This is a genomic window from Rhodococcus sp. NPDC057297 (genome assembly GCF_042667435.1).
In the GTDB taxonomy this organism is placed as follows: domain Bacteria; phylum Actinomycetota; class Actinomycetes; order Mycobacteriales; family Mycobacteriaceae; genus Rhodococcoides.
Genome location: NZ_JBHUZE010000007.1, coordinates 178,944 through 202,244 on the forward strand (window position 1 = coordinate 178,944; position 23,301 = coordinate 202,244).

A 23,301-nucleotide genomic window follows, 5' to 3' on the forward strand; every position below is an offset into this window, starting at 1 on the left:
CCTTCATGCCGGCCACACCGCCGGGTCGGGACGGAAACGGATGACGAGGCGCCCGGCATCGAACTCCGCGCCGAGCACGATGCATCGCCTCAGGACGGAAGCGAGCCGGACGCGCCTGCGAACGCCGTCGGCCCCGATGATCACGTCGTCGTCCACGCGTCCGAGAGTGAGGGTCGACGGATCGACGAGCGGCAGAACCATCGTCATCGCGTAGATCGACTCCAACCCTGTTCCTGACTCGTGCGCGACGGTCGGCGTGTCCGTTCCCGGTCGCTCGTCCGTCGTGTCGGTGGTCCGTTGCGTGTTCAGTGCAGCAAGAGAGCCCAACCCTACCGGCTCCTGGGATGCCTGTTCCACGACGACGACGGCCGTACCTGCAGCGAGGTCGGATACCTCTCCGAGCACCTCCTGTTGAGCGGACCGCCACCCTTCGAACCAGAATACGGCGGGGTGCGCTCCGACCAAGCCGATCGACGACGAATTGAGCAGCGGCAGAACTTTGTTGACGACGATCGTGTCCACGGCCAGACCCGTCAGCGCAGCCGCGGACAGCGTCCGCCTGGCCTCGGCGACACCGACTCGGTCCGGGGTGAGCACCACCGTCATCGATGTTCGAGAGTGGTCGAGGAACAGTTCCCTGATACGTTCCGCCGCGGTGACGATGTTCTCCAGCATCGCGACGACGAGGGTCAGTCTCGGGTCCGTGCCGGTTCCGGCGACGATCCGGTCGTGGCGCGGCCAGAGCCGTTCGAGATACCCGGCAACGAGGTCCGGCAGTTGAAGAATGCGCAATGCGTCCGCGGTGGCCGGAAGGTCGACGAACACAGTGTCCCAGCGGGATTGGTCGACGAGGTCGACCAGCCGATCGAGACCGACGAGTTCCTGTACCCCTGGAGCGCCGATGATCTCCTCGGGATCGACCGCACCGAACCGGACTCCGTGTTCGTGGCCGGCGCCGGCCATGGACAGGATGGAGGTCAACGCGGCGTATTTCGTCGCCACCAGGGCCAGAGTGTCCAGTTCGAGAACGTCCAATCCAGGCTCGACCGCCGTGGGCTCGGCCCCCGCGCGGCCGTTGTTCACGCCGAGCACGTCAGTCACCGAATGCGCTTGATCGAACGAGACGACGAGAGCTCGTGCTCCCGCTCGTACGTCGTCGGCAGCCGACTTCAGCGCAAACGTCGTTTTGCCCGCACCGCCTTTACCGACGAACAGCCGGACTGCAGTGCGGGCATCGGAACGGGCCTCGGTCAGCCTTCGACTCGCTTCTTCAGTTCTTTGAGTGCAGTGTCGGTGATGACTTTCTCTGCCTTCCGCTTGAACAGACCGATCATCGGAATGTTCAGGTCCACGGCGAGTTCGTACGTGACCTCGGTACCGCCGGCTGCGTTGTCCTTCAACGTGTACGAGCCGTTCTGCGATTTCTGCATCTCACCCGACACCAGTTCCCAGGACACGGACTTTCCGTCCGCTGCCCACTGGTAACTCAGCTCGTAGGTGTCCTTGACCATGCCCGCGTCCAGTACGAACTTCACCCGCTCGGCGCGACCGTCGGATCCGGCCGCGACGACCTCGACGGACTTCGCCGCCGACACCCAGGACGGGTAGGCATCGAAGTCCGCGATCACGTCCATCACCTGCGCGGACGGAGCATCGACTGTGATCGACCTCTGAGTTCTCTCGGCCATCGTGGTTACTCGGTGTCCCTTCTGTTCTCACGCCGCACTTGTTCACGTCATCGGCAGGTACGTACGTCACCCGTGCCGGGGAGCACTGCCGTCCCTCATCTCACACGATGGCAGGCGGCTCGCACAACGGCCGCTCACCTGCCGCGCGTCCCGCCTCGAGCTCTCGTTTCACTTCGAACGCCATTGCCTTGCCTGCTACCCGTCGCCGTTGATTCTCCGCGGCGAGGTCGATGGATGTCCGGACGGCGGGCTCCGCGTGCAGAAAGTAATGGAGTACGACGCCGTCGAGCTTCGGAACGGGCTCGAGCCAGACCTCCATCGTTCCTGTCAGGGCGCCCTCGACGGACCACCTGAAGCCTTTGTCGGCGCGATCGTCGGTGACGTCGATGCGGAGGTCCGGCCACCATCGGCGCCAACGCCTCGGATGCCCCAGCGACTCCGCCACGGCGGAACCCGGCGCAGCGACGAACGTCTGATCGGCTACTTGGACACTGCTCATGAGATGAGCTTCACACATCGGGACTTCAGCGCGCGCACGAGGCGGTCGAACCGGCCGCGCGGCCGGGTCTACAGTGAGACGAATCCGACTACTCGTGAGTAGAGCTAACGTTCATTGGAGGTAACCGTGCGCGAGTTCACATCTCCCGCCGCTTTTGTCGTCGAAGAATCTGCGTCGGTCGTGGACACCGTGTTCGCTCGGTCGGTCTCCGAACCTCGGTCGGTCGCATTTCGCCGGTTCGCGAACGGTTCCTGGTCGGATGTCACCGCCGAGCAGTTCGCCACGGAGGTGAACGCCGTCGCGAAGGGTTTGATCGCCGCAGGCGTCGAGCAGGGTGACCGAGTCGGGCTGATGTCGTCCACCCGGTACGAATGGACGGTCGTGGACTACGCGATCTGGGCCTCGGGCGGAGTCACGGTCCCGATCTACGAAACGTCGTCGGCAGGTCAGGTGGAATGGATCCTGTCCGACGCCCAACCTGTTCTGCTGATCCTCGAGACCGAGAAACACGTAACCGAAACCGCGGACGTGGTGGCCGCCGCAGAATCGGTGCGGACGACCTTCCGAATCGACGCAGGCAACGACGACAACGGTGCTGTTGCTCGGTTGACCGAACTGGGTGCAACCGTCGAGGACAACGCCGTACGCACACGCGTCGACGCCCTGCGCTCCTCGGATCCAGCGACGCTCATCTACACCTCCGGCACCACGGGGCGTCCCAAAGGTGTGCAGTTGACGCACGCGAACCTCGTCGCCGAGTCTCGTGGAATTCGCGAAACTTCTTTGAAGGAGTTGCTGCGGCCCGGCAGCCGGACGTTGATGTTCCTACCGTTGGCGCACGTTCTCGCTCGCGCGGTCACGATCGCCGCGTTCGACGCAGGCACGGCCGTCGGGCACACGAGCGACATCCCCAATCTCGTCGCGACGTTCGGTTCCTTCCGCCCGGACTTCATACTCTCGGTGCCCCGTGTGTTCGAGAAGGTCTACAACACCGCCAAGCAGAAGGCACACGCGGACGGCAAGGGCAAGATCTTCGACGCAGCCGCGGACACGGCCGTGGCGTGGAGCGAAGCGCAGGACACAGGCGCAGGTCTGGTGTTGCGGATCAAGCACGCTGTGTTCGACAAGCTCGTTTACTCGAAGTTGCGCGCTGCGCTCGGCGGGCAGTGCCAACTCGCGATCTCCGGTGGCGCGCCGCTCGGTGCACGCCTCGGCCACTTCTACCGAGGTATCGGAGTACCGATCTTCGAGGGCTACGGACTTACCGAGACCAGTGCAGCATTCGCGGTCAACACGATCGGCCACCAGCGCGTGGGCAGCGTCGGACGACCACTGCCCGGCAATACGGTTCGCATTGCCGAAGACGGCGAGATCCAGCTTCGCGGCCCAGTGGTGTTCGACGGCTACTGGCGTAACGACGAGGCATCGGCCGAGTCACTCGACGAAGGCTGGTTCCGTACAGGCGATCTGGGTTCGGTGGACGGCGACGGGTACATCACAATCACGGGTCGCAAGAAGGAACTCATCGTCACCGCGGGTGGAAAGAACGTGTCGCCTGCGGGGCTGGAGGACCGGTTGCGCGCGCACCCACTCGTCAGTCAGGCCATCGTCGTCGGCGATCAGAAGCCGTTCATCGGTGCGCTCGTCACGCTCGACGAGGACGCACTGTCCGGATGGAAGGACGCACACGGCAAAGCCGCCGACGCGACGGCTGCGGATCTCGCGACCGACCCCGACCTCATCGCCGACCTCGATGCGGCTGTGGCGGACGCCAACACCACTGTCTCGCATGCCGAAGCGATCAAGAAGTACCGCGTACTTCCAAGCGATTTCACCGAGGACGCCGGTGAGATGACGCCGACCATGAAACTCAAGCGCAACGTCATCACGGCGTCGTACGCCAAGGACATCGAGGCCATCTACTCCAAGTGAACGTCGCCTGTGATGGAAGCCGAGACTTTCCCGGCTTCCATCACAGCAAGCGTCGAAGCTTCGCTGCCAATGCGTCCCACTGCCATTCGGCTCGGACCCAGGAGCGACCTGCGTTTCCCATCGTCGTCGCGAGCGCTCGATCGGAGAGAATCCGTACGACGGCGTCGGTGATCGCATCGACGGACGTGCCGTCGACCACCAAGCCGGTCTTGCCTTCGAGGACGGTTTCGGGTGCGCCACCGGACATTCCGGCGACGACGGGGACTCCGGTCGCGGACGCTTCGAGGTAGACGATGCCGAGACCTTCGACGTCGAGACCGGCGCCTCGCGTCCGGCTGGGCATCGCGAACACGTCGGCAATCGTGTGATGTGCCGCCAGCTCGGCGGAAGGGACGGTGCCGGTGAAGATCACATGCTCCTCGACACCGGCCTTGCGCGCCAAGGCGCGCAGAGTTCCTTCGTAGGGACCGCCTCCGACGATCACCAGGACGGCGCCGTTCACCTCCGCCCGGATGCCCTCGATCGATCGGATCAGGTAGTCCTGCCCTTTCCGCGGTACCAGCCGGGACAGACACAGAACCGTCGGACGATCCCCGAGTCCGTACCGCGCCCGAAGCTCGGTTCGCGCCGCGTCGTCCGGTTTGAATCGGTCGGTGTCCACTCCGGACGGAACGTGTTCGAGGGCTGCACGTGGACCGAATGCCGCGGCGAATCTGCCGCGGGTGTACTTGCTGACGTAGGTCACCGTATCGACGGAGTTGCCGATGATGCGCAGGGTGCCTCGCCCACCGGGAACCATCGACCACCCCACCTCGTGACCGTGAGTACTTGCGACGATTGTCTCCGCTCCGGCGCGTCGCACCGCAGGGGCCATCACCGCGAGCGGTGCCGCCGCACCGAACCACACCGAATCGCACCCGTGCGTCCGCACCAGCTGCGCCGCCCGCCGCGCCACCAGCGGAGTGGGAAGCATCAGTGTCGTCGGGTGCCGAACCACCTCGAACGGCTGACGTTCGTCGAACTTCACATGACTGTCTCCGCGCCACCGCGGCGCATAGACCACCAACTCGTCCGCAGGGAACCGCGTGGCGAAACTGTGCAAGTAGGACTGGATGCCGCCGGGGCGTGGTGGAAAGTCGTTCGTCACCAGCAGAGTCCTAGGCATGTGATCACCGTAGGTCAGCGGGACTGCTCGAGAACCCACGACCCCCATTGGTCCACGAACTCGTCCATGCCGATTCCCAGAGCGGAGGCGACGCCCCCCGCTGTCTCGGCTGCAGTCTTCGGGCCATCCGCGAGTTGCATGTACAACCGGCGCTGTGACGGTTCGCCGAACGTGGCTGCCACGAAGGCGAAGACAGACCAGGCGGACTCGTACGCGAGGGTGGTGCGCACTCCCCCCGCTGAGAAGTCGGAATCCTCCGGGAGCACCGTCGGTGAACCCCCCTGCGCCACCACAGCACTCAAAGTCGGTGCAATGCGGGCGAACTCGATATCCGATTCGCGATAGCCCGAATAGTCCGCGAACCCCTCGAGCACCCACATGGGTGAACCGTCGACGGTGTCGGATCTTGCCGCGACATGGGTGAGCTCGTGGCGCAGAACGGTTCGAGTCGTGACATCGGTGAGCCGAGCAGGGGCTCCGGGCCCGAACACGACTCGTTGTCCGGTCACCGGCCGGTCCTGGCGCACCGCATCCGACACCGTCACGGCGGCGACGTCGGACTCCGCGGTGGCGTCTCCGGCCGATGCCGCGAATTCCGCTGCCGATCCGGAAGTGAAGATCAACGCCGACTGCGGCCAGTCGTCGCCGTAGAAGCTGGTGACGGCATCGACGGCCGAGGGTAGCTCGGCAACGACCGCGTCGACGAGTGCGCTCTGGTCCGGATGGCCGAGCACGACGGAGGTACCACCCGCGGTGGCAACCGATCGCGCGATAACGGGCCCGAAGTCCCACGGTCCTCGCCACGTCGTCCGATCCGTTCCCGGCACCGGCGCGTCCGACACGATGCGCCACTCGTCATCACGCCGCGCCACCACCAGGGAAACCGGTCGACGTGTCGATTCGGCGTCGGGTCCGGACACTCCGTAGCGCAACACCACGGACGGCGCCCAGACATCGGCGGCGTTCAGCGGCGACGCGATCGCCGAGGGAACCGGAATCTCCGGCTCGTCGACCAGTTCGTATCCCCAGTCCGAGAACGGGACTGCGGACATGTCGTTCGCTCGACGGACCTGGGCCTGCAGAAACTCGGGATCCGCCGCGGGATCGACGACCTGCTCCAACGCGTCGACGTCGTTGGTGCGGAGTGCGTCCGCCCATTTCTGCAGCAGCTCCTCGACGCCGTTCCGCCGACCGTCCTCGTAGGGGTTCGAGACAGTCGTGGACTGCGGTGAGTCAGGCGGTGGCGTCGTAGTTGCCCCGGACGCGCAGGAACCGAGCACGGATACTGCACACAACAACGCGAACGACGCTCGAAGTGCCCGTGCTCGCACGACGGAGATCAGTAGCGACGTGCGCCGTAGAACGGGAACGACGCCATGGACTGCACCTTCACCGGGACGCCGAACGTGGAGGCGTGCAGAACGTTGCCGTTACCCGCGTACAGGCCGACGTGCGACGCGTCGGGGTAGAAGAGCACGACGTCTCCGGGCTGCAGGTCCTTCTGATCGACGGGAGTGCCGCCCGCGGCCTGAGCCTGACTGGACCGGGGCAGGGTCTTTCCCACCTGCTTGTACGCCCACACGACCAAGCCCGAACAGTCGAATCCGTCCGGTCCGGTCGCGCCCCACACGTAGGGCTTACCGATCTGGGTGAGCCCAGCCTGCAGGGCACCGGAACCCGACCCGGGGATGAGGTTGGACAGAATCTTGGACAGATCGAACCCAGGCGGCAGAGGCGAACCCGCGAGCTCGGCCTGCTCCGCTCCGGACAGTGCGTTGAAGCTGGCGATGACCTCGGCCATCTGACTCTGGAGCTCGCTCTGCTTGGCCTGAAGATCGTCGCTGACGACCTTGGCTTGCTCTGCTGCCGCGCGCGCGGCGTCGGCCGCGGCACGTGCTGCCTGATCCGCCGCCGCTGCATCGGCGCTGGCCTGCTTGAACTGCTCCACCTGACGCGCCGTCTCAGCGGAAATGACGTCGAGCGCAGACATCTGGTCGAGGAGTTGCTGTGGAGAGTCACTGACCATCACAGCGAACAGACGATTGGTCCGGCCGCCTTGATAGTTGGCGTTGGCGACCTTGTCGACGGCCGGCTTCACCTGCGCCAGGGCCTCCTGCGCACTATCCAACTCGGCCTGGTGTGCCCCCACTGCGGCCTCAGCGTCGCGTTGCACGGCTGTCTTCGCATCCAGATCGATCTGGGCGTTGTGCATTGCCTCCGTCGTCTGCTCGGATTCTCGTGACAGGTCCGCAAGACGTGTCTGAGCGTCGGATGCACTGTCGACACCCGGCTGCGCGTTGGCTACGGCCGTCGGCGAGACGACGAGGCAGGCCGCGAGAATGGCCGCCGCGAGAATGCCCTTCTTCGAGCGGGTGACGCGCTTGACAATCGGTGTCGCCACGGAAGGTGACTCTCCGTTCTTGCAGTTCGTAGTCCGAGGGGTGCGCCGAAATCAGACTTTCGGCGAAGAAACAAACCCTACCCATGAGTAGGTGGCCGCGGGCGTGGAACGAGACCGGAATTTCGGACTTTTTCGGAACTCGACTCCCGCTCCACCGAGGTCGACGGTCTCGAACAGGTTACGGTCCGGCGGCCGACGAGTCCATTCGGCGTCCTTGCAGGCTCCGCGCACCGGTGCCTGACGAAAAACAGCACCAGGCGAGCCCGTGGGGCTCACTCCTGGTGCTGTCCTTACACACGATCATCGAATCAGTAGCGACGCGCTCCGTCGAACGGCATCGACGAGACGGGCGCGACCTTGACGGGAACACCCGACGTCGACGCGTGGATGACGTTGCCGTTACCCGCGTAGATTCCCGAGTGCGATCCGCCGTAGAACGAGACGACATCGCCCGGCTGCAGGTCGGACTGCGACACGGGGGTGCCTGCCGCGGCCTGGTCGTAGCTGGTACGCGGCAAGCTGATGCCGGCCTGCTTGTACGCCCACTGAACGAGTCCGGAGCAGTCGAACGAGTCGGGTCCCGAAGCGCCGTAGACGTACGGCGAACCGATCTTCGACTCGGCGGCCTGAACTGCCTTGGCAGCCGGGGTGACCTGTGGTGCGAGCGGTGCGGGGGCCGCAGGCAGACCGGGGATCTCGGTCGGCAGCGGCGGAAGACCTGGGATTTCCGGAATCTCGAAGGTACCGACTCCGGGGATGGTGATGGGGGCCGCCATTGCGGGGGCTGCGGGCAGAACGACCGCACCGGCAGTGATCGCGCCGGCTACGAGGATTCGACGCAATTGGCGGGTTGAAGTATGTGACGCCACGAGAAAGGGTTGCTCCGTTTCTTCCACTCATCCGCCGACCGAGTTAGCTGACGGGTTCGGGCTGGGAAGATCAGCCCTACCCACCCGGACGCTGGTAGCGGCCGAAGCAGGATTCACCCCAATGGAAATCGGGTTCCCGGTACGGGCGCTCTCGCGAGCATCCCGATTAGGCGGTGACTTGCGACGCCGCTCCGGTTTGGATTGGCGAGACTCCGCAAGGTCTCAGGAAGATTACGAAACGGCATACCCCTGTGTCGACCCCAACTCGCCGAAGCGAGGCGTAGAAGTCGATTCGACGCTAGATCGCGCGTCGATCCCCGCTTGTGTCACGAGCCGGTAACGACCCCTCGGACGGACCCTGTTCCGGGTCGACTACGAGACGTAGTTTCGGCACGAGACCACCCTCGGCAAGAACGTCCATGGCCCCCAGTTCTTCCTGGTCGAGAGCTATCCGAGGGTGCGGCATCCCGACGTCCACCGGACGCCCCGGGGCCATACCGGGCGGTCCGAGCAACACCGTCACGACACAGTCTGCGCACGCGATGTCACGGACCTTGCAATCACTGCAATCGACGATCATGTGATCTCCATCTCTTTCCCGTTCGGTCGACCCTTCACGGCGAAACCTAGCGATCCACTCCGACACGTTCAGCGTCCCGAGCAAGATCGACATTGCTGTCGGTGCCTGTCGCTACCGTCTGCACTCGTGAGCGTCCCGATTCAGCTGAGCTTCGACGAGCTCGACACTCCGTTGCACGACACGACGTTCGTCGTGGTCGACCTGGAGACCACAGGTGGCAGCCCGGACACCGAAGCGATCACCGAGATCGGGGCAGTGAAGATTCGGGGCGGCGAGGTCATCGCCGAGTTCGCGACGCTGGTGGACCCGGGCCGATCCATTCCGCCGTACATCGTCGAGCTCACCGGGATCACCACTGCCATGCTGATCGGCGCCCCTCGGATCGACCGAGTGCTGCCGAGCTTTCTCGAGTTCGCGCGCGGCTCGGTCCTCGTCGCACACAACGCCCGTTTCGACACTGCTTTCCTCAGGGCGGCCGCGTCACGCCTGGACATCGCCTGGCCCAAGTTCCAGGTGCTCTGCACGGTCAAACTCGCCCGGCGAGTACTCACCCGCGACGAGGCACCCTCGGTGAAACTGTCGGCACTGTCCTCGCTCTTCCAGGTCAGCACCGTGCCCACCCACCGCGCCCTCGACGATGCACGAGCAACGGTCGACGTACTGCACGCATTGATCGAGCGAGTAGGTAATCAGGGTGTCCACAGCTATGCGGAACTCGTCGACTACCTGCCTGCTGTGTCGGCCGGGCAAAGAGCCAAACGCTCACTCGCTTCTCACCTACCCCGCACCCCGGGCGTCTATCTCTTCAAGGGACCGGGCAACGAGGTGCTGTACGTCGGCACGTCGAACAATCTGCAACGACGCGTGCGCAATTACTTCACCGGGTCCGAGACGCGTGGCCGCATGAAGGAAATGGTGGGCCTCGCCGTCGGCGTCGACCACGTCGAATGCGCCCATGCCCTCGAAGCCGGAGTGCGCGAGCTTCGACTTCTGTGCGCCCACATCCCCCCGTACAACCGCCGCTCCAAATTCCCCAAGAAGGGTTGGTGGATCACGACGACCACGGAGGCGTTTCCACGCCTCTCCGTCGTCCGCTCACCGACGGAGAACTCGATCGGCCCGTTCGCCGCCCGCGGTGATGCCGCCGACGCCGCTGCGCTCGTCTCCGAGGTACTCGGTATCCGTACCTGCACTCGCCGTATCCCCCGCACCTCCCTGCACGCGTGTCCGGCCGAAGCTGTCGGCGGGTGCGCCGCGGGTGGTCCCACGCCACTCACGCCCGACGAGTACGCAGTCCTGCCGGGCCGGTTCGTCGAGCTCGCACACGGGCGCGACGACCGTGCGCTCCAGGCCGCCCGGGATCGAATCTCCGCGCTGTCCGTTGCCGAGCTGTTCGAGTCGGCGGCCAGGCTCCGAGACAGGCTCGCCTCGCTCGCAGACGTTCTGCGTCGGATGCACCGGCTCGCGGCCATCGCGGCGATCGCCGAGTTGATCGTCGCCCGACGTGCGCCGGACGGAGGGTGGGAACTTGCCGTCGTCCGCCACGGCCGGCTCGCTGCATCGGCCGTCACCGCGCGGCGAGTGCACCCGATGCCCGTCGTGGAAGCGATCGTGGCGGCCGCGGAAACCGTCGTGCCGGACTCCACGCCCTTTCGCGGCGCATCACCGGAGGAAGTAGCCCTCGTCGGCCGCTGGCTCGAATCCGACGGCGTCAGGATCGTCCGGACCACCGATGGATACGCGGAGCCCGTCCACGGAGCCGGAGGGTGGCGGCAGTGGTGCACCACCGCTCGCACCGTGTCCAGGCGCGAACGCTCGATGGCCGTCACACCAGTGGAGGACACCGGCATCGGCGCCCACCTTCGTGCGGCGCTCTAAACTCGGCAGCATGATCAACGCAATCGTCATGATCGATGCCGAGTCGCACGCAATCCCGGAGACCGCACAGGCGGTCGCGGACGTCGACGGCGTCACCGAGGTCTACTCGTGTGCAGGGGACGTGGACCTCATCGCGATCGTCAAGGTCAGGGACCACGCACAGATCGCCGACGTGATCACGCAGCACATCAACAAGGTGCCCGGTGTCGTGAACACCGCCACCCACATCGCGTTCCAGTCCTACTCCAGCGCGGACATAGAAGCGGGCTTCTCCATCGGCGAGTAGTCGTCCGGGCGCAGCGACCCCGTCAATCGAGTTCGTTGGACCGTGCGATCCATCGATCGAGCAGGCCTGCGGTTGCTCCGGAATCGACAGCGGCAGCAGCACGCTCGACACCGCGCTTCAGCAGACCGGTCAAGTCGTCGGCGACGATCCCGGATGTGATCCCGTCGTACGCCGTCAGTGCCGCAGCGGCGTTCAGCAGGACTGCATCGCGCACCGCACCGTGCTTGCCGGCGAACACCTCCCGAGCCACCTGCGCGTTGAAGGCAGCGTCGCCTCCGCGGAGCGCGTCGATGTCGACGAGGTCGAACCCGAAGTCCCTCGGGTCGATCCTGGCCACCGTCACGTCGCCACCCGACACGATGTGCACTGTCGTCGTCGTGGACAGCGTTATCTCGTCGAGGCCGTCGTCACCACGAACGACCAACGCACTGGTGCCGCGGCCGGCGAACACTCGGGCCACGACGGGGAGCAACGAGTCGAACGCACAGCCGATCAGGCCCGCCCTCGGTCGCCCCGGGTTGGTCAGGGGACCGAGCACGTTGAAGACCGTCGGGATCCCGATCTCCTTCCGCGGAGGGCCCGCGAAACGCAGCGCCGGATGGTAGACAGGCGCGAAACAGAACCCGATTCCCACGTCTCGGACCGTGGTCGCGACACCGTCCGCTCCGAGCCCGAACTTCACCCCGAGGGCCTCGAGCACATCCGTGGTCCCACTTCGCGAAGACGCGGCTCGGTTACCGTGTTTGACCACCGGAGCTCCGGCCGACGCCACGACGAGGGCTGCCATCGTCGAGATGTTGACCGTGTCGGCGCCGTCGCCACCCGTACCGACGACGTCGACGGCATTCGGTTCGCTGTCGACCAACGTCGCATGGCCCAACATCGAGTTCGCCAGTCCGCTCACTTCCTCCGGAGTCGGACCCTTCATCTTCAGAGCGACACCGAAGGCCGCGATCTGAGCGGCGGTGGCGTTGTCGGACATGATCTCGTCCATCGCCCAGGCCGTGTCGTCGGCGGAGAGATCGACGTTCGACGTCAGCGCACCGAGTACGGCCTTCCAGGTCCTGCTCGGCACACCGTTGCTCGCATCTGTCATCGACTACTCCCCATACCTTCCTCGGCCGTTCCAGAGCTCGACGCCCTCGATCGGCAGTCCGCGACGTGCGACCGAAAGCCTAGTCAGCACCGGCCGGAGACGCCCCTCCAGGTTGCAGCGCATCCCACCCCTCGACCACACCACCTCGCCGCTGCGCGAGGCCGGCCATTCGCGAGCGTTCCTGTGAGCAGTGCAACGCGTCGATCACCTGCACCCGCTGCAGCGTCAGGCCGACACCGCCCTCGACACTCGGGCGGTAACCGGTGGTCGGAATCTCCGGGCGCGGGCGCGGATCCATCACCGGCTCGTACCCGTCCTGCGCGGCGACGGCCGTCGCGTCCTCGATCTGGTCCGGCGGCAACACCAGGTGATGTCGGAACACCGCCTCCGCTGTGTCGACCCATCCCGCAGCCGCTCCGCGACCGAGCGCCGTCGAACACGATTCGGCGTCGACGAAGGAAAATGCCACTACCACCAAATCGTCCCTGGCGGGGTCGAGAGGAACAGTCTTCGCCCCTCCGAACAACCGCCGGAACCATGATGCGCCACCGTTCGTTGCCATGAGGCGAGCCTTGCACGACAACCTATGCGCAGCGTGGTCGATGCCCTTGACCTGGCCATACGCGGGAGCCGGCCATCGCCCCTGCGTCGGCGACGCGCCAAGACCGGACCCGAGTATGCCTCCGGTACTACGAGCAGTCATACTTCTTTCTGTGACGAGCGCTGTAGGGACTCAAGGATCGGCAATCACCCAACGCGTGCACTCGCTGAACCGTCCCAATATGGTCAGCGTCGGCACCATCGTGTGGCTGTCGAGCGAACTCATGTTCTTCGCTGGACTTTTTGCGATGTACTTCGTCGCGAGGGCGCAGGCAAACGGAAACTGGCCACCGGAACCGACCGAGCTCAACCTCGCGCTCGCCGTTCCGGTCACCGCCGTGCTGATCGCGTCGTCGTTCACCTGCCAGCTCGGGGTCTTCGCCGCCGAGCGCGGTGACGTCTTCGGACTGCGACGCTGGTACGTCATCACCCTGGCGATGGGCATCTTCTTCGTGGCCGGACAGGGCTACGAGTACTACCACATGGTTCACGAAGGCACGACGCTCTCCTCGAGCGTCTACGGATCGGTCTTCTACATCACGACCGGATTCCACGGACTGCACGTCATCGGCGGTCTGATCGCATTCGTCTTCCTCATCACTCGAACGCTTGTCAGTAAGTTCACGCCGGCACAGGCCACCGCCGCGATCGTCGTGTCCTACTACTGGCACTTCGTCGACATCGTGTGGATCGCGTTGTTCGCCACCATTTACTTCATCCGCTAGTAGACATAAAGCAGATCAAGTGTTTTCACTTCGCCAACCGCAGCGAACGACCTGTATCAGCCCCAGGCCGTTCGGTCCGTCCCGACACGACAAGGGATAGAAGATGAGTTCATCTCCCCCAGCAGCATCCGATGCCGCAGCCAAGAACAGGCGCAAGCGCAAGACTCGTCGCCGTGTGACCGGTGCGCTCGTGCTGATGATGGGACTCCTGAGTGCAGGATTTCTCGCATCGGCTCTGACCCCCACACCGCAGGTCGCGACGGCCGATCAGGATTCGGCCGCTCTGATCCGCGAAGGCAAGCAGTTGTACGACACCTCGTGCGTCACGTGCCACGGCGTCAACCTGCAGGGTGTGCAGGACCGCGGCCCGAGCCTCATCGGCGTCGGTGAAGCCGCCGTCTACTTCCAGGTCTCCTCGGGACGTATGCCTGCCGTACGTAACGAAGCTCAGGCGATCCGTAAGCCACCGAAGTTCGACGACAAGCAGATCGACGCTCTCGGTGCGTACATTCAGGAGAACGGTGGAGGCCCCACGGTCATCCGCGACAGCAACGGCGAAATCGCGCAGTCCTCGCTCGCCAGCGGCGATATCGCCCGCGGTAGCGAACTGTTCCGCCTGAACTGCGCGTCGTGCCACAACTTCACCGGTGAGGGTGGCGCTCTGTCCTCCGGCAAGTTCGCTCCCCCGCTCGGCCCTGCGTCGGAGCAGGAGATCTACGCGGCCATGATCAGTGGCCCACAGAACATGCCGAAATTCTCCGACCGTCAGCTGACGCAGGAAGAGAAGATCGACATCATCTCGTACGTGAAGTCCGCTCAGGACACGCGGGCTCCCGGCGGATGGGGACTCGGCGGCTTCGGACCCGGCACGGAAATGATTGCTATCTGGGTTGTCGGAATCGCTGCCGTCGTCGGCGCGACGATGTGGATCGGATCACGGTCATGAGCGAAGCCGATCCCGAACGCACAAGCCCTGGCCACGATGACAGCGCGAAGGTCGACAAGGTGGATCTGAACAAGAAGTACACCGACGAGGAACTCGCCGGTATGACACGTGAGCAGTTGGTCGAACTCGGCACCAACCTCGATCACGTGGACGTCGCGTACCGCCGCGACCGTTGGGCTGTGAAGGGAACCCGCGCGGAGAAGCGGGCCGAGCGCAGCGTTGCTGCCTGGTTCACTCTCGCCGGCGTGTCCGCGGTCGCGTTCATCGCGATCTACCTGTTCTGGCCCTGGCAGTACGCCGGCATGGGAGAAGAGAACTACGGCGCCTACTCGCTGTACACCCCTCTGATCGGCCTCACCATGGGTCTGGCGATCCTCGGTGTCGGCGTCGGCGCAGTCCAGTTCACCAAGAAGTTCATCCCCGAAGAGGTGTCCATTCAGGACCGCCACGACGGTGGTTCGTCCGAGGTCGACCGAAGGACGGTAGTCGCCGAGCTCGGTGACTCGCTCGCGACGTCGACGATCGGTCGTCGCAAGGTCATCAAGCGTTCACTGTTCTTCGGCGGTGGCGCACTCGGAATCATGGCGCTGTTGCCCCTCGGTGGCCTCGTCAAGAATCCATGGGCCGAAGGCGATGAATCTCCGCTCTGGGTGTCCGGCTGGACGCCGCGCTACCCTGGAGAGACGATCTATCTCAGGCGCGATACCGGACGGCCACACGACGTCGTTCTGGTCCGCCCCGAGGATATGGATGCCGGAGCCATGGAAACTGTGTTCCCGTTCCGCGAGGCCGATCGCGACGACGACCACGCGCTTCTCGCGTCGCTGCGCGGAATTCGTAACTCCGTGATGCTTATTCGTCTTCGTACCGAGGACGCGGAGACGGCCATCAAGCGCAAGGGCCAGGAGAGCTTCAACTACGGCGATTACTTCGCCTACTCCAAGATCTGCACGCATTTGGGTTGCCCGACTTCGTTGTTCGAGCAGCAGACGAACCGCATTCTGTGCCCGTGCCACCAGTCGCAGTTCAACGCGCTGGAATACGGCAAGCCGATCTTCGGCCCTGCCGCTCGCGCATTGCCACAGCTGCCGATCACCGTGAACGAAGAAGGCTTCCTCGTTGCCAACGGGGACTTCATAGAAGCCCTCGGACCTGCCTTCTGGGAGCGTCCGAACCGCGAAGCGGAGAGTGAATCATGAGTCCTTCACTGCAGACACTCGCAGCGAAGCAGGCAGACGACGTAGACAGTCGGTACCACCTCGCACCGGGTCTGCGCCGTCAGATCAACAAGGTGTTCCCGACGCACTGGTCGTTCCTTCTCGGCGAGATCGCGCTGTACAGCTTCATCATCCTGTTGCTGTCCGGTGTCTTCCTGACACTGTTCTTCGACCCCTCGCTCAGCGAGGTCGAGTACAACGGCATCTACGAACCGCTTCGCGGTGTCACCATGTCCCGGGCATACGCGACGACGCTCGACATCTCGTTCGAGGTCCGCGGCGGATTGTTCATGCGACAGATCCATCACTGGGCTGCGTTGATGTTCGCGTGCTCGATCATCGTGCACATGCTGCGCATCTTCTTCACCGGTGCGTTCCGTCGCCCGCGTGAGGCCAACTGGGTCATCGGCTGCCTGCTGCTGATCCTGGCCATGTTCGAAGGCTTCTTCGGATACTCCCTCCCCGACGACCTGCTCTCCGGCACCGGCCTCCGCGCCGCGTTCTCCGGCATCACGATGAGCGTCCCGATCGTCGGAACGTGGCTGCACTGGCTGATCTTCGACGGCGACTTCCCCGGCACGATCATCATCCCGCGCCTGTACGTCGCTCACGTTCTACTGCTACCCGCCATCATCCTCGCGCTGATCGCGGCACACCTGGCACTCGTCTGGTACCAGAAGCACACGCAGTTCCCCGGACCCGGCCGCACCGAGAAGAACGTCGTCGGCGTTCGCATCCTCCCGGTCTTCGCCGTCAAGTCCGGTGCGTTCTTCGCCGTCACGTTCGGTGTACTCGCACTCATGGGTGGTCTGCTGCAGATCAACCCGGTCTGGAACCTCGGCCCGTACAACCCGGCTCAGGTGTCCGCGGGCTCGCAGCCCGACTTCTACATGATGTGGACGGACGGACTGGCTCGACTGTGGCCGGCATGGGACATCTACATCGCCAACCGCTACACGATCCCAGCAGTGTTCGCAGTGGCCCTGATCATGGGACTCGTCTTCACCGTGATGATCGCGTACCCGTGGATCGAGAAGCGCCTCACCGGGGACAATGCTCACCACAACTTGCTGCAGCGTCCCCGCGACGTACCGGTCCGTACCGCGATCGGTGCCATGGCACTGGCGTTCTACGTGGTGGCAACGCTCTCCTGCATCAACGACATCATTGCGTACAAGCTGGACATCTCCCTGAACGCAATGACGTGGATCGGCCGCATCGGCATCCTGGTGTTGCCGCCCATCGCCTACTTCGTGGCCTACCGCTTCTGCATCGGCTTGCAGCGCAGTGACCGCGCAGTACTCGATCACGGAATCGAGACCGGCATCATCAAGCGTCTCCCCCACGGTCAGTACGTGGAGGTGCACCAGCCGCTCGGACCTGTCGACGACCACGGACACCCCATCGCTCTGCCTTACCAGGGCGCAGCCGTCCCGAAGAAGATGAGCAAGCTCGGCTCGGCCGGCAAGCCCGGATCCGGATCGCTCTTCCGTCCCGACCCTGTCTCCGAAAGCAAGGCACTCGAGGAAGCACTGCACCACGGCGAACTCGAGCAGCTGAAGATGCTGACGGACTACCAGACATCGCTGTACGGCAACGGATCCAACGGCAACGGCCACAACGGCCACAACGGCAACGGCCACAATGGCCACAACGGCAACGGCCACAATGGCAACGGAGCCAACGGCCACAACGGCAACGGCTCGAACGGCCACGCTTCGAACGGCAACGGGGATCACTCGCCCGCACGCCAGGAAAGCGACAGCGAGCACTAGCTACACGTAGAACCACGACGAGGGCGGCACCGATCCGGTGCCGCCCTCGTCGTATGTCGTACACCCACCACCCCTCCCCTCCCCCACCCTCTCGCGTCCACACACCCCTCCTCCCCGACCGACTCCCGTCTCCCCCGGACCGAACGTGGCGTTCGGTCACTCCAAGTGACTGAACGTGACATTCGGTCACCTCGGAACCCCACCTGCAGGACCGAATGTGCCGTCCAGTCACTCTGAGTGACCGAACGCGACGTTCGGTGCGACTGCGAGCGCCGCTCGCCAGCGAGGCGGAGGTCCCGGTAGGTGTCGGCCGGTATTACTATTGGTCCCATGGTTCGCATCCCGTTGTCCCCTGAGGAGCTGTCGAGAGGTCTTCGCTTGGGTGAGTTGCTTCGCGCCACCCGCGGGTCGAGGACGATGACGGATGTTGCGGCGCATGCGGGGATTTCGGTGGAGACGCTGCGCAAGATCGAGACGGGCCGGATTCCGACGCCTGCGTTCTTCACTGTTGCGGCGCTGTGCCGGACGCTGGGTTTGTCGCTCGATCAGGTCGCAGCCACCCTTGCCGACGCCGACCGTCAGGCCGACGCGTCCTGAGGGGCTCTCTCACGCCCGTCCGAGCATGTGGGTCACGCCTGAACCCACTGTGCGGAGTCATCGGGCAAATCACCCTTTCGTCGCCGCTGCACGACACACAGAAACGACTGACGCCGACCCCCAATCGGGAGTCGGCGTCAGTCGTTGTGTGAGCTGTGCGGAACTAGTGCTTCTCTGGTCCGAGGTGGTACTCGAACACCAGGCCTGCGGCCGCTGCCAGGATGAGCACGACACCGAATGCGATGAGCCACCAGAGGAAGAACGCGAATCCGATGGCGGTGACCGATGCGGCGCCGGCGAGCAGGATCGGCCAGAAGCTACCGGGGCTGAAGAAGCCCAGATCGCCTGCACCGTCGCTGATCTCTGCGTCGTCGAAGTCCTCGGGACGGGTGTCGAGACGTCGTGCGACGAATCGGAAGTACGTTCCGATGATGAGTGTCAGACCGACCGACAGCGCGATGGCCGTGACACCGGCCCATTCGACGCCGGTCCGCGAGAATCCGGTGAAGAGGGCGTACACGATCCCGACGAGAAGAAAGAAGACAGTCAGGATCTCGAAGATCTTGGCTTCGATTTTCATTTCAGCATTCTTCCTGGGTCAGTTGCCTTCGGCGACGGATTCGGACTTCTGCGAGCGGTCCGTAGTGAACGGGATGGTGCTGGTGGCGATCGGAGACTGCCCGATTGCTTCCAGTGCCTGAGCGTTGGTGAGGCCTTCTCCGCCGTCGGACTCTGGCTTGCGAAGCTCGATGTATTCCTGGAAGTCGTCCGGGGATACTGCGCGCACCTCGAAGTTCATCATGGCGTGGAACGTGCCGCACATTTCGGTGCAGCGGCCGACGAAGGCGCCTTCGCGTTCGATCTCGGAGATCTGGAAGACGTTGTCCGAGTGATTTTCCTTCGGGTTCGGGAGGACGTCTCGCTTGAAGAGGAACTCGGGAACCCAGAAGCCGTGGATGACGTCGGAGGAGGCGAGAACGAACTCGATGCGCTTACCGGTCGGGAGGACCAGAACCGGAATCTCGTTGCTGGTGCCGACGGTCTCGATCTTGTTGTAGTGCAGGTACGACAGATCCTGCGGGCTTGCACCGTGGATCGCACCGGGCACGAATTCGCCGTCCTCGCTACCTTCGGCGCCTTCACCCGGATCGGCGGCGGCCTCGGCAGCGGCCTGCGCTTCGAGGTCGGTGCCGTCGTACTTCACGACGCCGTCCTTCAAGTCGACCGTCTGGTAGCCGAACTTCCAGTTCCACTGGTACGCCGTTACGTCGACCGTCACATCGGGATTCGGCTCCTTCTCGTCGACGTAGTTCTGCACGACGACGGTGAAGTAGAACAGCACCGCGATGATGACGAAGGGAACTGCGGTGTAGAACAGCTCCAGGGGCACGTTGTATGCCGTCTGACGCGGGAACTCGGGCGAGTCCTTCTTCTTGCGGTGGAAGATGACCACCCAGAAGATCAGGGCCCACACGATGATGCCCATGATCAGGGCTGCCACCACGGACCATGTCCACAATTCTCGAATCGACTTGCCCTGGGGAGTAATGCCCGACGGAAAGCCGAAGCGCAGAACATCGTTGTCGATGGAACAACCCGACAACAGCAACGCGGCCAAGCCGAGAAATACTGTTAGCCCAGCTCGCCGAAGGATCCGACTCTGCGCCACGTTCACGCCTTCCTGATCGCTCACCACTGAAGAATGAGGGCTTCCACATGCGGATGCCCTAGTACTACGCAGCGTAGACCAAAGCCGTCGCATCACCACTCTTGGGTCGCCCGCGTTGCGCGTACCGTGTCTGCGGCATACTCGAGGTTTCCGTGCCGCCTGGGGCGTCAGGATGCTGACGCCGTGGCAGCGGACCAATCCCCAACTGCGAAACGAGGTAGCAGACGCTGTGTGTGGACTACTCGGTGTACTGACGTCGACCGGCACCGATGCTGCGGGAGTCGACCTCGTGTCCTCCGCCATGCACTGCATGCGCCACCGCGGACCGGACGAACCGGGCACGTGGCACGACGACGACATCATCTACGGATTCAATCGTCTGTCGATCATCGACATCGCTCATTCACATCAGCCGCTTCGGTGGGGGCCGCCCGAGAACCCGACGCGTTACGCACTGACGTTCAACGGCGAAATCTACAACTACCTCGAACTGAGGGAGGAACTCTCTCGCGATCACGGCGCCGAGTTCTTCACCGAGGGCGACGGCGAGTCCATCGTGGCGGCTTTCCACTACTGGGGCCCGACGGCTGTGCGGCGATTGCGTGGCATGTTCGGGTTCGCCATCTGGGACACCGAGACGCGCGAACTGTTTCTGGCTCGTGATCCGTTCGGCATCAAGCCTCTGTTCATGGCGACCGGCCCGGGCGGTACCGCGTTCGGTAGCGAGAAGAAGAGCCTGCTGGAGCTGACGGACCTGGTGGGTATCGGCACAGACCTCGACCCGAGGGCAACCGAGCACTACACCGTGTTGCAGTACGTACCCGAGCCGGAGACGCTGCACCGCGAGATCCGACGCCTCGAGTCCGGTTGCTACGCGACCCTCTCCCCCGGTGGGACTCCAGTGGTCACTCGGTACTTCACGCCGAAGTTCCCGGTGAAGCCGTTCGCGGCAGGTTCCGAAGCGGCTCGCTACAAGGAGATCGCGGAGGCGCTGGAGGATTCGGTCGCAAAGCACATGCGAGCCGATGTCACCGTCGGATCGTTCCTGTCGGGCGGCATCGACTCGACGGCAATCGCGGCTCTGGCGATGCGCCACAATCCGAACCTGATCACGTTCACCACCGGCTTCGAGCGTGAGGGCTACTCGGAGGTCGATGTGGCCGCGGAGTCGGCCGCCGCGATCGGGGCTCGCCATGTCGTCAAGGTCGTCGGGCCCGAGGAGTTCGCAGCGTCGATTCCGGAGATCGTCTGGTATCTCGACGATCCGGTCGCGGATCCGGCGCTGGTGCCGCTCTACTTCGTGGCGAAGGAAGCACGCAAGCACGTCAAGGTCGTGTTGTCGGGTGAAGGCGCCGACGAGCTCTTCGGTGGGTACACCATCTATCGAGAGCCACTGTCGCTCAAACCGTTCGAATATTTGCCGAAGGGTCTGCGTCGCGCGGCGGGCGCTCTGAGCGAGAGGATTCCCGACGGTACGCGGGGCAAGAGTCTGCTGCACCGCGGATCCATGTCGCTCGAGGAGCGCTACTACGGCAATGCACGCAGTTTCGGTGACGCTCAGCTGAGGGCGGTGCTGCGCGATTTCCGTCCGGAGTGGACGCACACGGACGTCACTGCGCCGATCTATGCGCAGTCGCAGGGCTGGGATCCCGTGGCGAGAATGCAGCACCTCGATCTGTTCACGTGGTTGCGCGGCGACATTCTGGTCAAGGCGGACAAGATAACCATGGCGAATTCCCTCGAACTACGTGTCCCGTTCCTCGACAACGAGGTGTTCGCGGTAGCCGAGAAGCTGCCGTTGGAGCAGAAGATCACGAAGGACACCACCAAGTACGCGCTGCGGCAGGCGCTCGAAGGAATCGTGCCCGGCCACGTTTTGCATCGCGCGAAGCTCGGTTTCCCGGTTCCTCTTCGGCACTGGCTGCGCGGAACCGAATTGTTCGATTGGGCGCACGAGCAGATCGCTGCGTCGGAGACCGATCACATCCTGAACAAGGCAGCCATCACCGCGATGCTGAACGAGCACCGCGACGGCAAGTCCGATCACAGCCGACGGCTGTGGACTGTCCTGATCTTCATGGTGTGGCACGGCATCTTCGTGGAGAAGCGGATCGTCCCGGAGATCGCGGAGCCGACGTACCCGGTGGACCTCTGACGGGACACAGGCTCGTCTGAATCTCCACCTGAACTCAGATGGCCCGCACGCAACGATCTCGACTGTTGCGTGCGGGCCATCGACGTGAGGACTGCGATACCGAGCGACCTATGACGGCAGGAGTGCGCCGATCTCCTCGGCCGCGACGGACCCGTAGGCCGCGCCGAGACGCTTCAGTGCATCGTCGCGCACGAAGGTCCATTCCTGGGTACCGGTGGTCTCGAGCACGAGAACCGCGACGAGCGAGCCGAGTTGTGCGGCGCGTTCGACCGTCGCACCGGCGCGGTGTGCCAGGAGGAATCCCGCGCGGAATCCGTCGCCGACGCCGGTCGGGTCGACCTTGCTTGTTTCCGGTACGACCTCGACGTGTGTCCTCGTACCGTCGGCTGCGACGATTTCCACACCGGATTTGCCGAGCGTGGTGACTCGCAGTCCGACCTTCGCGGCGATCTCCGTTTCGGACAGTCCGGTTTTCTGACGCAGCAGTCCCCACTCGTATTCGTTCGTGAACAAGTAGGTCGCGCCATCGACGAGGGCGATTGCCTGCTCGCCGGTCAGTCGCGCCAGCTGCTGCGACGGATCAGCTGCGAACGGAATTCCGCTCGCACGGCACTGGTCGGTATGGGCGATCATCGCGTCGGGATCGTTGGCGCCGATGAGAACGAGTTCGATGGGACTCGAGGACTCCAATCCGTCGATCGTGATGTCACGAGCTTCGCTCATCGCACCGGGGTAGAACGAGGCAATCTGAGCCATGTCCTCGTCGGTCGTGCACACGAATCGAGCGGTGTGTGCGGACTCCGAGACCCGCACGCCCCCGCAGTCGACGCCGTTGGCTTCCAACCACGCGCGGTACTCGCCGAAGTCCGGTCCGACGGCTCCCACGAGTAGCGGTGATCCGCCGAGGACACCGAGTGCGTATGCGATGTTCCCGCCGACTCCGCCTTTGCGGATCACCAGATCGTCGACGAGGAAGCTGAGCGAGATGTTCGACAGCTGATCGGCAACGATCTGCTCGGCGAACTTGCCCGGAAATCGCATGAGGTGATCGGTGGCTATCGATCCCGATACCGCGAGTGTCACGTGGATGGGCCTTTCGGTTGGCGAGACGGGCTAGGTGAGTGGAAATGTGCCCCCTGGGCTACATTCCCACTCACCCAGCGGTTGGGTGTGAACAGACCTCTGACCGGTACCCGCGAGCGAGTACCGGTCAGAGGTTGTGC

The 23,301-nt window shown here is 64.2% G+C and carries 22 protein-coding genes and 1 riboswitch; of the genes, 9 read left to right on the forward strand and 13 right to left on the reverse strand.

The genetic code is table 11. The annotated features are described in order from the left end of the window. Nucleotides 1-3 precede the first annotated feature (3 nt). The 3 genes from ACFULT_RS20110 to ACFULT_RS20120 all read right to left on the reverse strand — a co-directional run bounded on the left by ACFULT_RS20110 (nucleotide 4) and on the right by ACFULT_RS20120 (nucleotide 2,187). On the reverse strand, nucleotides 4-1,254 hold the full coding sequence (locus tag ACFULT_RS20110; RefSeq protein WP_170945323.1) for an ArsA family ATPase: 1,251 nt from the start codon (nucleotides 1,252-1,254) through the stop codon (nucleotides 4-6). Then, entirely contained in the window at nucleotides 1,251-1,688 is a 438-nt protein-coding gene (locus ACFULT_RS20115) for an SRPBCC family protein (RefSeq protein ID WP_019665955.1), read from the reverse strand. Before ACFULT_RS20115 ends, ACFULT_RS20110 begins: the two co-directional genes overlap by 4 nt. 100 nt (nucleotides 1,689-1,788) lie before the next feature. After that, nucleotides 1,789-2,187, reverse strand: coding sequence for a polyketide cyclase / dehydrase and lipid transport (locus ACFULT_RS20120; protein ID WP_170945317.1), 399 nt, complete (start codon nucleotides 2,185-2,187; stop codon nucleotides 1,789-1,791). 126 nt (nucleotides 2,188-2,313) lie between these two features. Between ACFULT_RS20120 and ACFULT_RS20125 the strand changes: the two genes are divergently transcribed. Next, complete coding sequence (locus ACFULT_RS20125) at nucleotides 2,314-4,119, forward strand: long-chain fatty acid--CoA ligase (RefSeq protein ID WP_170945316.1); 1,806 nt, start codon at nucleotides 2,314-2,316, stop codon at nucleotides 4,117-4,119. 40 nt (nucleotides 4,120-4,159) lie between these two features. On the opposite strand, the gene ACFULT_RS20130 is transcribed toward ACFULT_RS20125, so the two are convergent. From ACFULT_RS20130 to ACFULT_RS20150, 5 genes are all read right to left on the reverse strand, one after another. Then, entirely contained in the window at nucleotides 4,160-5,284 is a 1,125-nt protein-coding gene (locus ACFULT_RS20130) for a glycosyltransferase family 4 protein (RefSeq protein ID WP_378482229.1), read from the reverse strand. A gap of 14 nt (nucleotides 5,285-5,298) precedes the next feature. Further along, nucleotides 5,299-6,615, reverse strand: a complete 1,317-nt coding sequence (locus ACFULT_RS20135) for a hypothetical protein (RefSeq protein WP_378482230.1) — start codon at nucleotides 6,613-6,615, stop codon at nucleotides 5,299-5,301. 8 nt (nucleotides 6,616-6,623) lie between these two features. After that, the gene (locus ACFULT_RS20140) at nucleotides 6,624-7,685 is read right to left on the reverse strand and encodes a C40 family peptidase (protein WP_094721456.1); all 1,062 of its coding nucleotides are present in this window, start codon (nucleotides 7,683-7,685) and stop codon (nucleotides 6,624-6,626) included. A 308-nt stretch (nucleotides 7,686-7,993) separates the two neighbouring features. Continuing rightward, nucleotides 7,994-8,554, reverse strand: a complete 561-nt coding sequence (locus ACFULT_RS20145; RefSeq protein WP_027498846.1) for a C40 family peptidase — start codon at nucleotides 8,552-8,554, stop codon at nucleotides 7,994-7,996. A gap of 19 nt (nucleotides 8,555-8,573) precedes the next feature. Beyond that, nucleotides 8,574-8,737, reverse strand: a riboswitch (cyclic di-AMP (ydaO/yuaA leader). Nucleotides 8,738-8,852: 115 nt separating this feature from the next. Beyond that, nucleotides 8,853-9,134: a hypothetical protein gene (locus ACFULT_RS20150; RefSeq protein WP_378482231.1), complete on the reverse strand. Its 282-nt coding sequence runs from the start codon at nucleotides 9,132-9,134 to the stop codon at nucleotides 8,853-8,855. A gap of 126 nt (nucleotides 9,135-9,260) precedes the next feature. Here ACFULT_RS20150 and ACFULT_RS20155 point away from each other — a divergent pair, with 126 nt between their 5' ends. Both ACFULT_RS20155 and ACFULT_RS20160 read left to right on the forward strand, forming a co-directional pair. Next, complete coding sequence (locus ACFULT_RS20155; RefSeq protein WP_378482232.1) at nucleotides 9,261-11,012, forward strand: DEDD exonuclease domain-containing protein; 1,752 nt, start codon at nucleotides 9,261-9,263, stop codon at nucleotides 11,010-11,012. A 10-nt stretch (nucleotides 11,013-11,022) separates the two neighbouring features. Further along, a complete protein-coding gene (locus ACFULT_RS20160; RefSeq protein WP_019665964.1) occupies nucleotides 11,023-11,298 on the forward strand; it encodes an Lrp/AsnC family transcriptional regulator in 276 nt (91 codons plus the stop codon). Nucleotides 11,299-11,320: 22 nt separating this feature from the next. On the opposite strand, the gene trpD is transcribed toward ACFULT_RS20160, so the two are convergent. Together trpD and ACFULT_RS20170 are read right to left on the reverse strand one after the other, a co-directional pair. Continuing rightward, the gene (gene trpD, locus ACFULT_RS20165) at nucleotides 11,321-12,394 is read right to left on the reverse strand and encodes an anthranilate phosphoribosyltransferase (RefSeq protein WP_170945315.1); all 1,074 of its coding nucleotides are present in this window, start codon (nucleotides 12,392-12,394) and stop codon (nucleotides 11,321-11,323) included. Nucleotides 12,395-12,473: 79 nt separating this feature from the next. Continuing rightward, entirely contained in the window at nucleotides 12,474-12,956 is a 483-nt protein-coding gene (locus ACFULT_RS20170; RefSeq protein ID WP_176460089.1) for a hypothetical protein, read from the reverse strand. Between the two features lie 151 nt (nucleotides 12,957-13,107). On the opposite strand from ACFULT_RS20170, the gene ACFULT_RS20175 reads away from it, so the two are divergent. The 5 genes from ACFULT_RS20175 to ACFULT_RS20195 all read left to right on the forward strand — a co-directional run bounded on the left by ACFULT_RS20175 (nucleotide 13,108) and on the right by ACFULT_RS20195 (nucleotide 18,254). Then, nucleotides 13,108-13,719: a heme-copper oxidase subunit III gene (locus ACFULT_RS20175; protein WP_026347923.1), complete on the forward strand. Its 612-nt coding sequence runs from the start codon at nucleotides 13,108-13,110 to the stop codon at nucleotides 13,717-13,719. A gap of 103 nt (nucleotides 13,720-13,822) precedes the next feature. Further along, nucleotides 13,823-14,665 carry a c-type cytochrome gene (locus ACFULT_RS20180; protein WP_378482233.1) on the forward strand — a complete coding sequence of 281 codons (843 nt, stop codon included), beginning with the start codon at nucleotides 13,823-13,825 and terminating at the stop codon, nucleotides 14,663-14,665. Then, entirely contained in the window at nucleotides 14,662-15,864 is a 1,203-nt protein-coding gene (locus ACFULT_RS20185; protein ID WP_378482234.1) for a ubiquinol-cytochrome c reductase iron-sulfur subunit, read from the forward strand. Before ACFULT_RS20180 ends, ACFULT_RS20185 begins: the two co-directional genes overlap by 4 nt. After that, complete coding sequence (locus ACFULT_RS20190; protein WP_378482235.1) at nucleotides 15,861-17,657, forward strand: cytochrome bc complex cytochrome b subunit; 1,797 nt, start codon at nucleotides 15,861-15,863, stop codon at nucleotides 17,655-17,657. The genes ACFULT_RS20185 and ACFULT_RS20190 overlap by 4 nt, the downstream gene beginning before the upstream one ends. 330 nt (nucleotides 17,658-17,987) lie before the next feature. Continuing rightward, nucleotides 17,988-18,254 carry a helix-turn-helix transcriptional regulator gene (locus ACFULT_RS20195; RefSeq protein ID WP_094721452.1) on the forward strand — a complete coding sequence of 89 codons (267 nt, stop codon included), beginning with the start codon at nucleotides 17,988-17,990 and terminating at the stop codon, nucleotides 18,252-18,254. Between the two features lie 163 nt (nucleotides 18,255-18,417). On the opposite strand, the gene ACFULT_RS20200 is transcribed toward ACFULT_RS20195, so the two are convergent. Next, complete coding sequence (locus tag ACFULT_RS20200; protein ID WP_037109186.1) at nucleotides 18,418-18,834, reverse strand: cytochrome c oxidase subunit 4; 417 nt, start codon at nucleotides 18,832-18,834, stop codon at nucleotides 18,418-18,420. Nucleotides 18,835-18,852: 18 nt separating this feature from the next. Beyond that, entirely contained in the window at nucleotides 18,853-19,929 is a 1,077-nt protein-coding gene (locus tag ACFULT_RS20205) for a cytochrome c oxidase subunit II (protein WP_026347926.1), read from the reverse strand. A gap of 223 nt (nucleotides 19,930-20,152) precedes the next feature. Between ACFULT_RS20205 and asnB the strand changes: the two genes are divergently transcribed. Then, nucleotides 20,153-22,078, forward strand: coding sequence for an asparagine synthase (glutamine-hydrolyzing) (gene asnB / locus ACFULT_RS20210; protein WP_378482236.1), 1,926 nt, complete (start codon nucleotides 20,153-20,155; stop codon nucleotides 22,076-22,078). A gap of 108 nt (nucleotides 22,079-22,186) precedes the next feature. Here asnB and ACFULT_RS20215 read toward each other — a convergent pair whose 3' ends face one another. Continuing rightward, on the reverse strand, nucleotides 22,187-23,161 hold the full coding sequence (locus tag ACFULT_RS20215; protein ID WP_378482237.1) for a carbohydrate kinase family protein: 975 nt from the start codon (nucleotides 23,159-23,161) through the stop codon (nucleotides 22,187-22,189). Nucleotides 23,162-23,301: the final 140 nt, after the last annotated feature.

Excerpts from the sequence above, each read along its gene's own strand:
- ACFULT_RS20185 (WP_378482234.1), top strand. The coding sequence starts at position 14,662 with ATGAGCGAAGCCGATCCCGAACGCACAAGCCCTGGCCACGATGACAGC.
- ACFULT_RS20115 (WP_019665955.1), bottom strand. The coding sequence starts at position 1,688 with ATGGCCGAGAGAACTCAGAGGTCGATCACAGTCGATGCTCCGTCCGCG.
- ACFULT_RS20160 (WP_019665964.1), top strand. The coding sequence starts at position 11,023 with ATGATCAACGCAATCGTCATGATCGATGCCGAGTCGCACGCAATCCCG.
- ACFULT_RS20190 (WP_378482235.1), top strand. The coding sequence starts at position 15,861 with ATGAGTCCTTCACTGCAGACACTCGCAGCGAAGCAGGCAGACGACGTA.
- ACFULT_RS20130 (WP_378482229.1), bottom strand. The coding sequence starts at position 5,284 with ATGCCTAGGACTCTGCTGGTGACGAACGACTTTCCACCACGCCCCGGC.
- ACFULT_RS20170 (WP_176460089.1), bottom strand. The coding sequence starts at position 12,956 with ATGGCAACGAACGGTGGCGCATCATGGTTCCGGCGGTTGTTCGGAGGG.
- ACFULT_RS20200 (WP_037109186.1), bottom strand. The coding sequence starts at position 18,834 with ATGAAAATCGAAGCCAAGATCTTCGAGATCCTGACTGTCTTCTTTCTT.
- ACFULT_RS20120 (WP_170945317.1), bottom strand. The coding sequence starts at position 2,187 with ATGAGCAGTGTCCAAGTAGCCGATCAGACGTTCGTCGCTGCGCCGGGT.
- trpD (WP_170945315.1), bottom strand. The coding sequence starts at position 12,394 with ATGACAGATGCGAGCAACGGTGTGCCGAGCAGGACCTGGAAGGCCGTA.
- ACFULT_RS20150 (WP_378482231.1), bottom strand. The coding sequence starts at position 9,134 with ATGATCGTCGATTGCAGTGATTGCAAGGTCCGTGACATCGCGTGCGCA.
- ACFULT_RS20195 (WP_094721452.1), top strand. The coding sequence starts at position 17,988 with ATGGTTCGCATCCCGTTGTCCCCTGAGGAGCTGTCGAGAGGTCTTCGC.
- ACFULT_RS20180 (WP_378482233.1), top strand. The coding sequence starts at position 13,823 with ATGAGTTCATCTCCCCCAGCAGCATCCGATGCCGCAGCCAAGAACAGG.